An 11,988-nucleotide genomic window follows, 5' to 3' on the forward strand; every position below is an offset into this window, starting at 1 on the left:
TTGACTGTGGCAGATTTCGAAACTACTGATTTTGACTCGGTAAAGATCTCCCTTGCCTCCGCCGACCAGATCCGTTCCTGGTCGCACGGTGAGGTCAAGAAGCCGGAGACCATTAATTACCGTACCCTCAAGCCCGAGAAGGACGGCCTGTTCTGCGAGAAGATCTTCGGTCCCGCCAAGGACTGGGAGTGCTCCTGCGGCAAGTACAAGGGCATCCGCTTTAAGGGCATCGTCTGCGAGCGCTGCGGCGTCGAGGTCACCTCGGCCAAGGTTCGTCGCGAGCGCATGGGTCACATCGAGCTCGCCGCTCCCGTGTCCCACATCTGGTACTTCAAGAGCCCCACGAGCTTCCCGATGAGCCGTATGCTCGACATCAAGTCCAAGGACCTCGAGAAGGTTCTGTACTTTGCCAGCTACATCATCACCGAGGTCGACTACGAGGCTCGCGAGGCCGACGCTGACGACCTGCGCGAGGAGCTCGCCGCCGATCTGGAAGAGATCGATGCCGAGTGCGCCCGCCAGATCGAGTCCCTCAAGGAGCAGGGCAACCCCGAGAACTTTGACGAGTTCTCCGACGAGGAGCCGCTGACCCCCGAGGAGATCGCCTCTGGCATCGTCGACATCGAGGAAGAGTGCAAGGACGAGAAACAGCTCCGCACGGACGCCTTCAACGCCTTCATGAAGCTCACCGAGCGCGACCTCATCTCCGATGAGCCGCTGTTCCGCGAGATGACCCGTTACTACTCCATGTACTTCAAGGGTGGTATGGGTGCCGAGGCCGTCCGCGACCTGCTCGCTGCCATCGACCTCCCCTCCGAGGCCGAGAAGCTCAAGGCCATCATCGCCGACGAGGATTCCCAGAAGCAGAAGCGCGAGAAGGCCGTTAAGCGCCTCGAGGTCGTTGACGCCTTCCTGAAGGGCGGCAACAGCCCCGCGAACATGATCCTGGATGTCGTCCCGGTCATTCCGCCCGATCTGCGCCCGATGGTCCAGCTCGACGGCGGCCGCTTCGCCGCGTCCGACCTCAACGACCTGTATCGTCGCGTGATCAACCGTAACAACCGACTCAAGCGCCTGCTCGACCTGGACGCCCCTGCGATCATCGTGAACAACGAGAAGCGCATGCTCCAGGAGTCCGTGGACGCCCTGTTCGACAACGGCCGTCGTGGTCGCCCGGTCTCTGGCCGTGGCGGTCGCCCGCTCAAGTCGCTCGCCGAGGCCCTCAAGGGCAAGCAGGGTCGTTTCCGTCAGAACCTGCTGGGCAAGCGTGTCGACTACTCCGGCCGTTCGGTTATCGTTACCGACCCCAAGCTGCTGCTGCACCAGTGCGGTCTGCCCAAGACCATGGCGCTGGAGCTCTTCAAGCCCTTCGTCATGAAGCGTCTGGTCGAGCTTGGCAAGGTCGAGAACATCAAGGGCGCCAAGCGCGCTATCGACCGCGGTGCCACCTTTGTGTGGGATATCCTCGAAGAGGTCATCGACGGCCGCGTCGTGCTGCTCAACCGTGCACCGACCCTGCACCGTCTGTCCATCCAGGCCTTTGAGCCGGTGCTGGTCGAGGGCAAGGCTATCCACCTGCACCCGCTGGTCTGCTCGCCCTTCAACGCCGACTTCGACGGCGACCAGATGTCTGTCCACGTGCCGCTGTCCAGCCAGGCTCAGGCCGAGGCCCGTGTGCTCATGCTCTCTGCGAACAACCTGCGCTCGCCGGCATCCGGCAAGCCGGTCAACATCCCCTCGCAGGACATGATCATCGGTGTGTACTACCTCACCCAGGTCCGCGACGGCCTGCCCGGCGAGAACCACGTGTTCGCCAGCTTCGACGACGCGCTGCACGCCTATGACTGCCGCTCCGAGGTCGACATGCAGGCCAAGATTCAGGTCCGCGTGTCCGCCGAGAACGCCAACGTCATCAACGAGGACGGCACCCGTATCTTCCGCGTCAAGAACGGCAAGAACGAGTTTGTCGACTACGACGTCACCGGCAACAAGACCGCGCGCTTCGAGACCTCCATCGGCCGCATCATCTTCAACCGCCAGTGCCTGCCCGAAGACTACGAGTTCATGAACTACAAGATGGTCAAGGGCGACGTGGCCAAGCTGGTTGCCGACTGCTGCGATCGTTACCCCGAGGCCAAGGTCGGCCCGATCCTCGACGCCATCAAGTACTCCGGCTTCCACTACGCTACCCGCGCCGGCCTCACCATCTCGGTGTGGGACGCTCTCATCCCTGCCGAGAAGCAGGAGCTGCTCGATCGCGCCCAGGCCAACGTCGACCAGATCAACGAGTACTTCGAGGAGGGCTTCATCAACGAGACGGAGCGCCACATCGAAGTCGTTAACGAGTGGACCGCTTGTACCGACAAGGTCGCAGCGCTCATGCTCGACTTGTTCGACGAGGAGAACCCGCTGTACATGATGGCCGACTCCGGCGCCCGTGGTTCTAAGACCCAGCTGCGTCAGCTCGGCGGCATGCGTGGCCTGATGGCAGACATGTCCGGCGAGACGATCGACCTTCCCATTAAGGCGAACTTCCGCGAGGGCCTGCTGCCGCTCGAGTACTTCATTTCGACCTACGGCGCCCGTAAGGGCCTGGTCGATACCGCATCCCACACCTCGGACTCTGGTTACCTGACCCGTCGTCTGGTCGACGTGGCCCAGGACGTCATCGTCCGCGAGGAGGACTGCGGTACGCACGAGGGCGTCACCTACAACCTCATCATCCCCGGCACCACCGACCTCAACACCGACCTCGTCGGCCGTTGCTTCATTGAGGACGTCGTGGCTCCCGATGGCACCGTGCTCTTTGAGCAGGACGGCTACATCGAGAAGGTCGCCGACATCCAGAAGATGGTCGATGCGGGCCTCAAGAAGGTCAAGCTTCGCGCGCTGCTCACCTGCCGCTCCAAGTACGGCGTGTGCCAGAAGTGCTACGGCTGGGATCTTTCCACCCGTCGTCCGGTCGCCATCGGTACCGCGGTCGGCATTATTGCCGCCCAGTCCATCGGTGAGCCCGGTACGCAGCTTACGATGCGTACCATTCACTCCGGCGGCGTCGCTGGCGTCGACGATATTACGCAGGGCCTGCCTACGGTCAGCCGTATGTTCGATATCGTCGGCAACGTCAACGAGAAGATCCTGGGTCGCGAGGCCGAGCTGGCTCCGTACTCCGGTCACCTCTCGATTAAGCCCGAGAAGTCCGAGTACGTGCTGACGCTCACCGACTCCGAGGATCACACCCGTGTCCTCGACGAGCGCCGCGTCCCCGCTTCGGTGCGCTTTATGCCCGAGATCGAGGACGGCTGCGAGGTTCGCGCCGGCGACCAGATCACCAAGGGCTTCGTCAACTTCCGCAACCTGCGCAAGCTGACCGACATCGAGTCGACGATGCACACCTTCGTCGAGAGCGTCAAGGATGTCTACACCAGCCAGGGCGTCGACCTGAACGACAAGCACATCGAGGTGCTCGCACGTCAGATGCTGCGTCGCGTTCAGATCACCAACCCCGGTGACTCCAAGTACCTGCTTGGTCAGTACGTCGACCGCTACGAGTTTGCTGACGAGGTCGAGCGCGTTGCCCGTCTGGGCGGTCAGGCTCCCGTGGCCGAGCCCGTCATCCTGGGTACGCTCAAGGTCGCGTCCAACATCGACTCCTGGCTGTCGAGCGCTTCGTTCATCCGTACCGCCGGCGTCCTTACCGAGGCTGCCATCGAGGGCAAGGTCGACCACCTGCTCGACCTTAAGTCCAACGTCATCGTCGGTAAGAAGATCCCGGCTGGTACCGGCCTCAAGCCGTACGCCAACGCCAAGCTGACGTATCGCACGGCCGACGGCTATGTTGACATCGACGGTCCGGCTTCGCCCAACGCCAAGTCGCTGCCCGAGTGGGCTCCGGTTGAGCTCAAGGACCTGGACGAGCAGCTCCCGCAGCAGCTCGACTGGGCCGGCTACGACGAGTTCGGTGGTGCTGACGGTTCGTTCACCCGCAACGGCCATACCATCTCCGCCGAGAAGGCTCGCCTGTACCTGTTCGACGACCTGGGCGTGTCGCAGCGCTGGACCAACAAGTTCAGCGAGGTCGGCATCGAGACGGTCGGCGACCTGGTCGGCAAGTCCGAGGAGGATCTGCTGCGCATCGATGGTATCGGTGCCAAGGCGATCGAGGAGCTCCGTGACGGCCTGGAGGCCCACGACCTGCTCTACATCCTCGAGAACAACGACGACGTTGCCGACGAGGAAGACCTCTCGCAGCTGCTGCAGATGGTCTTTAGCCCCGATGGTCCGGACGATATCCTGCTGGGTACCTCCGCTCCGACGCATCACGCCGACGCCGACGAGGAGCTCCTGGGCGCCCCGATCGACGACAAGAAGGCTCCCGCCAACGGCGCGATCAACGAGGACATGGCGTCCCTCGACGAGCTGCTCAACCAGCTCGTGGACACCGATGACGCCGAAGAGGCCAAGGACAACGACGAGGAGTAATTTCCTAGTACGTTAACCGCCCTTCCAAAGACCCGTTTCCCAACAGGGAAACGGGTCTTTTTTTGAAGAGAACCTGCCAAAAAGGGACAGGTTTATTTTGGTAGGTTTTTCCTGCTTTAATTTGAAACATTTCGTTCGGCCAGAGCGTATCAATGGTGAGGCCTCATCAAGAATCATTACCGTCACCGGGAGGTGATTATGGAAGAACAAGCATTTAGACAGGCGGTCGAAGACCACCGGGATGTCGTGTTTCGGATCGCGTTGACGTACCTGCGTGATCGCGCCGACGCCGACGATGTCGCTCAAAACGTCTTTCTGAAGTTACTCAAAAGCGATGCGCAATTTGAAAGTTGGGAACATCTTCGCCGTTGGCTTATCCGGGTCACGATCAATGAATGTAAATCGCTCTTTCGAAAGCCATGGAGGCGTGTAGAGGATATTGAGAACCTGGCCGATTCGCTTTCGGCGGCGCAGGATGAGACCAAGGCGGTCCTGTCAGACGTTATGCGACTTCCGGAGCGATTCCGTGTCCCCATCGTGCTCTATTACTATCTGGGCTTTTCGACCTCAGAGATTGCCGAGTTGTTGCATGTACCAGCCGCGACCGTTCGAACGCGTTTAGCTCGCGGTCGATCTAAGCTCAAATTCATCCTAGAGGAGGGCGACCGTGAAATCCAATCAAATCAAGCAGGCCTTCGAGTCCATTCAAGCCGATAGCGATCTTGCAGATCGCGTCCTTAATACCTCTGCGGGTGAGCCGCTTCGCCGAAAGGGTCACGCGAAACCTCTGTATGTTGCCGTGATCGGATGTCTTGCCGGAGTGCTGGCGACCGGAGGGGTCGCCTACGCCGTTGTCAATTTCGGCTATTTTGCCTCAGCCTGGGGAAACCACGGCAATGGGGATTCCATTACCTGGACCAACGGTGGCTCATTGGGGACTAAATACACCTACACCAGAGAGTTTGGTGATGGTATCGCGCCCCAAAGCTTGGAGAGTTCAGTACAGAAGGTCAATCTGTCCGTCGAGGGCAACGGCTATACACTCGACATTCATGATATGGCTATCGATAAAAACGGTTGCGGTGCTGTGACGTTTACGCTATCCAATCCAAATGGAGTTAACTGCTACAAGCCGGCAGCAGAGATCGGCGAACTTGTTCTTTATGGTGAAGAAGAGCAGGGCATCGGCACGCCCGATATGAAGTTCGGCGAGGAATGGGCTGACACACGCTGCACCATTGATAAGGACACATCAAGCGATACTGTCATTAATGGCACGATGTACTTTGCTTCTATGGATCGCGAGCGAGGTTTTCAACATGCGGTCACCTGGAATATCTCGTGGACCGAGGGCGAAGGCGAGGATGCGAAGCCGTTCGAGGCATCGACGCCCGAGTTTAGCGTTGGAGCGTACGTCGATACAAAGGAACTCCGCTCCGATGACTCGCCTCTCGAGATCAGCCCGTTTTCTATCCAGACACACATCGATGATTTGGGCATTGACGCAGTCACGAAGAAGTTAACGGTTACCTACAAGGATGGATCGGAGCAGATTATCGAAGATGACGACGCAGGGGCGTTCAACTTATATTTTTCTTATACGCGCAATAGCGGAGAGAACATCTGGGTGCCAACGAAGTTGATTGATGTCGACCAAGTGGTCTCAGTAACGCTTGAGGGCACGAGGTGCACGTCAACAGGAGAGACCGAAACGGAAGAGTCCTTTACTATCGTCTATTCGTAAGGTCTGAGCCCGCTTTCTACTAGGGGAAGCGGCCTCTTTTGCGTTAAATGGAAACGCCGCCGATTTCCATGCGACAGATGAGAGCAGATTACCGCTGGAGCGCGACGTTTCCCCAGATAAAACCGATCAAAATAAACCTGTCCCTTTTTGGCAGGTAACGTTGCCCCGACGAGCACATCGGATTCCCGGGCCGGGCGGCCTGCGGTTTAAGTTTGTCGCGAGTTCCGCACGAGCCGGAGGCCACTTAATGTGGCCTCCGTGCGAGCCAGGACTGTAGAGCAGCAAACTTAAACCGCAGGCCGCCCGGCCCGGGAATCCGCCCCTGCGCACAGGAGGGGATTCCTTTTGTGTAGGCTTTGCGGAAATATGCTCATTTTAGGATACGCCCGGTGGCGTGGTCTGTTGACGGCACAGCTAACGCCACGTATCCTATCGAACTGCGTGTTTCGTAGGGGGATGCTGACCCCTCGATTCAAGCCGTTGCACTTTACAGAAAGCTGGAATCATTCGAGAAGGAGTACGCTTTGCCTACTATTAACCAGCTGGTTCGCCAGGGCCGTCGTTCCGTGCCCAAGAAGTCCAAGAACGCTGCTCTGCAGCACAACTCCCAGAAGCGCGGCGTGTGCACCCGCGTCTTCACCACGAGCCCCAAGAAGCCGAACTCGGCTCTTCGTAAGGTTGCCCGTGTTCGCCTCGTCAACGGCATCGAAGTTACTGCTTACATCCCGGGTGAGGGCCACAACCTGCAGGAGCACTCCATCGTGCTCGTCCGCGGCGGTCGTGTCCGTGACCTCCCTGGTGTCCGTTATCACGTCATCCGTGGCGCCTACGACGCTGCTCCGGTCCAGAACCGTATGCAGGCCCGTTCCAAGTACGGTGCTAAGCGCCCCAAGGCTAAATAAGCCAGATAACGTTTTGATACTTTCGCCGTGTGCCGCCTAAGCGCCGCACGGTAGACACTTAAGGAGATTTCACATGCCGCGTCGTGCAGCAGCTAATCGTCGTGAGGTTCAGCCTGACGCCGTTTACAACAACCGCCTGGTGACTCAGCTCATCAACAAGGTCCTTCTTGACGGCAAGAAGGCCACCGCTGAGCGCATCGTTTACACCGCTTTCGAGATCGTTGCCGAGAAGTCCGAGGATGGCGACGCTCTCGCTACCTTCAAGAAGGCTATGGACAACGTCAAGCCCACGCTCGAGGTTAAGCCCAAGCGTGTCGGTGGCGCTACCTATCAGGTCCCGATGGAGGTCAACTCCCGTCGTTCCACCGCTCTGGGTATCCGCTGGATCGTCAACTTCTCCCGCGCTCGCAAGGAGAAGACCATGGCCGAGCGTCTCGCCAACGAGATCCTCGACGCTTCCAACGGCCTGGGCGCTTCCGTCAAGAAGCGTGAGGACGTCTTCAAGATGGCCGAGGCCAACCGCGCGTTCTCTCACTATCGTTGGTAAGTTAAGGTAAGGAACTAACATGGCTAAGCCTAAGTACAAGCTTTCCGATACCCGTAACATCGGCATCATGGCTCACATCGATGCCGGTAAGACCACCACGACCGAGCGTATTCTTTACTACACCGGTAAGACCCACAAGATCGGTGAGGTCCATGAGGGCGCTGCCACCATGGACTGGATGGTTCAGGAGCAGGAGCGCGGCGTAACCATTACCTCCGCTGCTACCACGTGCTTCTGGAATAAGGACGGTAAGGACTACCGCATCCAGATCATCGATACCCCGGGCCACGTTGACTTCACCGCCGAGGTCGAGCGCTGCCTGCGCGTCCTCGATGGTGCTGTCGCCGTCTTCGACGCCGTTGCCGGCGTTCAGCCCCAGTCTGAGACCGTTTGGCGTCAGGCTTCTACCTTCAACGTCCCCCGCATCGCCTTCATCAACAAGTATGACCGCGTGGGCGCTGACTTCTTCAACGCTATCGAGACCATGAAGGATCGTCTCGACGCCAACGCTGTGGCCGCTCAGGTCCCGATGGGCGCCGAGGACAACTTCTGGGGCGTCATCGACCTGGTCACCATGACCGCATGGGACTTCAAGGCCGACGACAAGGGCATGACCTACCCCGAGCCGATGGACGAGATCCCGGCTGAGTTCGCCGACATCGCTGCCACCAAGCGCGAGGAGCTCCTCGACGCTGCTGCCAGCTTTGACGACGAGCTCATGGAGAAGATCCTCATGGAGGAGGACTTCACCGTCGAGGAGCTCAAGGCTGCTCTGCGCAAGGGCGTTCTGGCCAACGAGCTCAACCTCGTCTTCGTGGGCTCCGCCTACAAGAACAAGGGCGTCCAGGAGCTGCTCGACGCTGTCGTCGACTACCTGCCCAGCCCGCTTGACGTTGAGGCCGTCACCGGTACCGATCCGGACACCGGCGAGGAGATCCAGCGTCATCCTTCCTTCGACGAGCCCTTCTCCGGCCTGGTCTTCAAGATCATGACCGACCCGTTCGTCGGTAAGCTCACCTACGTCCGCGTTTACTCCGGCCGCGCCGAGTCCGGCTCCTACGTTGTCAACGCTTCCAACGGTCAGCGCGAGCGCCTCGGCCGCATCCTCGAGATGAACGCCGCCGAGCGTATCGACCGTGACGACGCTGCCGCCGGCGACATCGTCGCTTGCGTCGGTTTCAAGAACTCCACCACCGGTGACACCCTGTGCGCCGAGGGCAAGGAGATCGTCCTCGAGAAGATCGAGTTCGCTAAGCCCGTTATCGACGTTGCCATCGAGCCCAAGACTAAGGCCGAGCAGGACAAGATGTCCCTGGCTCTGACCAAGCTCGCCGAGGAGGACCCGACCTTCCAGGTGTCCACCAACCACGAGACCGGCCAGACCATCATCGCCGGCATGGGCGAGCTGCACCTCGAGATCATCGTCGACCGTCTGCTCCGCGAGTTCAAGGTTGACGCTAACGTTGGTAAGCCCCAGGTTGCCTACCGCGAGACCGCTGGTCACGACGTCGAGAAGGCTGAGGGCAAGTTCGTCCGTCAGTCCGGCGGTCGCGGTCAGTACGGCCACGCCGTCATCAAGCTCGAGAAGATGGAGGAGGGCTTCGGCTACGAGTTCGTCAACGCTATCGTCGGCGGCGTCGTGCCCAAGGAGTACATCCCGTCCATCGACAAGGGCATCCAGGAGGCCCTGAACACCGGTGTTATCGCCGGCTTCCCGGTCCTCGACGTTAAGGTCACTCTGTTCGACGGTTCTTACCACGAGGTCGACTCCTCCGAGGCCGCCTTCAAGATCGCCGGTTCCATGGCTATCAAGGACGCCCTCAAGAAGTCCGACCCGCAGCTGCTCGAGCCGATCATGGCTGTCGAGGTCGAGACCCCCGAGCAGTACATGGGCGACGTTATGGGCAACCTCTCCGGTCGTCGCGGCAAGATCGAGGGCATGGAGGATCGCAAGAACAGCAAGCTCATCCGTGCCAAGGTGCCGCTGGGCGAGATGTTCGGTTACGCTACCGACCTTCGCTCCCAGACCCAGGGCCGTGCATCCTACACGATGCAGTTCGACTCTTATGAGCCCGCGCCCAAGTCCATCGTGGACGAGGTCATGAGCAAGAACGCTTAAGTTCGAGCTCCCTGTTACGTAATCCGCGAGAGCATCTCTCGCACTCTTTGGAGGTTTAAGTTGGCTACCCAGAAGATCCGCATTCGCCTCAAGGGCTATGATCACGAGGTCGTTGATCAGTCCGCGAAGCTCATCGTCGAGACCGCTCAGAAGACCGGCGCTCGCGTTTCCGGTCCTGTCCCCCTGCCCACCGAGCGCAACCTGTACACGGTTATCCGCTCGCCGCACGTGAACAAGGACTCCCGTGAGCAGTTCGAGATGCGCACCCACAAGCGCCTCATCGACATCCTCGACCCCACCTCGGGCACCGTTGATTCGCTCATGCGTCTCGACCTTCCCGCTGGCGTCGACATCGACATCAAGCTCTAAGCGATATCGCTCTTAGCTTAAAGAGCCCCGCTGCCATTACGGTAGCGGGGCTCTTTTGTTTTGAATGGTGACCTTGGGGGTCCGGATAATGCGGCCGAATGGGTGGCTATGGCGTCTTATTTACCCATGGGGCGCAGCGATGCCTCCTCAAAATGGAAGGATCGCAAGTCGTCTTCTGTCTCGATGCACGCGCGACCAAAGTCATCGACCGTTTGAAAGATGCCACGCGCCAGCTCGTCACCGGCAGGGGAGCGGGCGATAACGTGCTCCCCAATCCAATTGAGATGACCGATATATTCGCCGTGGACGGGCGCGAGCGGTCCGGCGTCTTCTTCCATGGCGTTGAGGCGCTCTGCCCACGCGTCCACAGCGTTTACGACGGTGTGATAGACCTCCTTGAGTAACACATCGACGGCGGGAACATTCTCGTTGAGGTCCGAGAGGCCAATTGCCGCCAGGCCGCCATCGGGCACCTCTTGGGGCGTGTAGTTCACATTGACGCCAATGCCGCAGACGGCGAAGGGCTTGCCTTTGTTGTCGCGTGCCGCCTCGACCAGAATGCCGCCGAGCTTGCGTCCTCGCGCGATCAGGTCGTTGGGCCATTTGAGGCCAATCTCGTTTGCAAGACCCTGCTTTTCGAGCGCCTCGAGCACCGCTAGGCCGCTGACGGCGGCAAGACCAGAGTACTTTGCAGGATTAACGCATGGACGCAGGACAATCGAAAGCAATAGGTTGCCGGCGGTTGAATCCCACTTGTGGCCGCGCCGGCCGCGTCCTGCTGTCTGAGCCCGGGCGGCAAGTCCTGTGCCGTGCGGCGCTCCTTGTTTTCCTGCTTCGAGCAGGTCATCGTTGGTCGATCCGGTTACGTCGACTATCGTTAATTGGGCATCCATAGCGGCTGCTACCTCCTTAATGAATAAGTGAATAACGCAATGGTGTCGAGAGACAGACACAATGTGAAGCCTTTGTCGCATTTGGACAATTTAATGTTAACACGTTAACAATGACTGAAATGCGCTATCCTCTCTTGGTCGATGTAAACACGTCAACAACTCAAAGGAGGTTAGTGATGGGTTTCACGATTCTTGGAACAGGCTCGGCGCTTCCTACGCGCAGTGTTTCCAATGACGAGCTGTCCGAGTTCCTCGATACCTCGGATGAGTGGATTTTTACCCGCACCGGTATCAAGAGCCGCCACGTCTGCACCACTGAGTCACTCGACGACCTTGCCGTAGCGGCGAGCGAGCGGGCGCTTCAGGTATCCGGAATCGACGCGAGCCAGCTGGATCTTATCGTCTGTTCGACGACGACGGGCGATCACCTCGTTCCTGCCGAAGCGTGCGCCGTTGCTGAGCGCCTGGGTGCCACATGTCCTGCCTTCGACGTTTCGGCGGCTTGTGCCGGCTTCGTATTTGCGCTCGATGTCGCCGAGGGTTATATCGCCCGCGGTCGCGCCAAGCACGTGCTGGTCGTTGCCGCCGAGCAGATGACGCGCGCGCTCGACTGGACCGACCGTGCCACGTGCGTGCTCTTTGGCGATGGTGCGGGTGCTGCGGTCATAGGGGCTGAGGGAGAGAATCCCCTCGCTGTTGAGCTCTCGACGTCGCCTGACGTCGAAACATTGCGTGTCCCCGGATTGGCGGGCTCCTCGCCGTATAAGACGGCGCAGGACCGCGAAAGCGTGCTTTCCATGAACGGTCGTCGCGTCTTCAAGTTTGGCGTCAATGCCATCTGCGACACGGTCAACAAGCTCGCCTGCGACGCGGGCATCGCGGTCGAGGACATCGACCACTTTGTATTCCATCAGGCTAACGAACGAATCTTG

At 59.6% G+C, this 11,988-nt stretch carries 9 protein-coding genes; 8 read left to right on the forward strand and 1 reads right to left on the reverse strand.

The annotated features are described in order from the left end of the window. Positions 1-6 precede the first annotated feature (6 nt). The 7 genes from ABHR76_RS05705 to rpsJ all read left to right on the forward strand — a co-directional run bounded on the left by ABHR76_RS05705 (position 7) and on the right by rpsJ (position 10,163). Positions 7-4,482 (forward strand): DNA-directed RNA polymerase subunit beta', encoded by a 4,476-nt coding sequence (locus tag ABHR76_RS05705; protein WP_346977030.1) that lies wholly within the window; start codon positions 7-9, stop codon positions 4,480-4,482. Between the two features lie 198 nt (positions 4,483-4,680). Further along, complete coding sequence (locus ABHR76_RS05710) at positions 4,681-5,199, forward strand: RNA polymerase sigma factor (RefSeq protein WP_346977031.1); 519 nt, start codon at positions 4,681-4,683, stop codon at positions 5,197-5,199. Beyond that, the gene (locus ABHR76_RS05715) at positions 5,150-6,226 is read left to right on the forward strand and encodes a DUF4179 domain-containing protein (protein WP_346977032.1); all 1,077 of its coding nucleotides are present in this window, start codon (positions 5,150-5,152) and stop codon (positions 6,224-6,226) included. The genes ABHR76_RS05710 and ABHR76_RS05715 overlap by 50 nt, the downstream gene beginning before the upstream one ends. Before the next feature lie 524 nt (positions 6,227-6,750). After that, entirely contained in the window at positions 6,751-7,128 is a 378-nt protein-coding gene (gene rpsL / locus ABHR76_RS05720) for a 30S ribosomal protein S12 (RefSeq protein ID WP_006235012.1), read from the forward strand. A 73-nt stretch (positions 7,129-7,201) separates the two neighbouring features. Then, positions 7,202-7,675 (forward strand): 30S ribosomal protein S7, encoded by a 474-nt coding sequence (gene rpsG / locus ABHR76_RS05725; RefSeq protein WP_346977033.1) that lies wholly within the window; start codon positions 7,202-7,204, stop codon positions 7,673-7,675. 19 nt (positions 7,676-7,694) lie between these two features. Next, a complete protein-coding gene (gene fusA, locus ABHR76_RS05730; protein WP_117790123.1) occupies positions 7,695-9,794 on the forward strand; it encodes an elongation factor G in 2,100 nt (699 codons plus the stop codon). Positions 9,795-9,854: 60 nt separating this feature from the next. Then, positions 9,855-10,163, forward strand: a complete 309-nt coding sequence (rpsJ, locus tag ABHR76_RS05735) for a 30S ribosomal protein S10 (RefSeq protein ID WP_022094184.1) — start codon at positions 9,855-9,857, stop codon at positions 10,161-10,163. 116 nt (positions 10,164-10,279) lie between these two features. Here the strand turns inward: rpsJ and ABHR76_RS05740 are convergent, their stop codons facing one another. Further along, entirely contained in the window at positions 10,280-11,056 is a 777-nt protein-coding gene (locus ABHR76_RS05740) for a biotin--[acetyl-CoA-carboxylase] ligase (RefSeq protein WP_346977034.1), read from the reverse strand. Positions 11,057-11,232: 176 nt separating this feature from the next. On the opposite strand from ABHR76_RS05740, the gene ABHR76_RS05745 reads away from it, so the two are divergent. Further along, a partial coding sequence (locus tag ABHR76_RS05745; RefSeq protein ID WP_346977035.1) for a beta-ketoacyl-ACP synthase 3 occupies positions 11,233-11,988 on the forward strand: 756 nt, incomplete at its 3' end.

Origin of the sequence: Collinsella aerofaciens, assembly GCF_039752985.1 — a bacterium.
Lineage (GTDB): Bacteria > Actinomycetota > Coriobacteriia > Coriobacteriales > Coriobacteriaceae > Collinsella > Collinsella aerofaciens_BT.

Bases quoted from the DNA above. Each gene is read 5' to 3' on its own strand.
- ABHR76_RS05710 (WP_346977031.1), top strand. From the start codon at position 4,681: ATGGAAGAACAAGCATTTAGACAGGCGGTCGAAGACCACCGGGATGTC.
- rpsG (WP_346977033.1), top strand. From the start codon at position 7,202: ATGCCGCGTCGTGCAGCAGCTAATCGTCGTGAGGTTCAGCCTGACGCC.
- fusA (WP_117790123.1), top strand. From the start codon at position 7,695: ATGGCTAAGCCTAAGTACAAGCTTTCCGATACCCGTAACATCGGCATC.
- ABHR76_RS05740 (WP_346977034.1), bottom strand. From the start codon at position 11,056: ATGGATGCCCAATTAACGATAGTCGACGTAACCGGATCGACCAACGAT.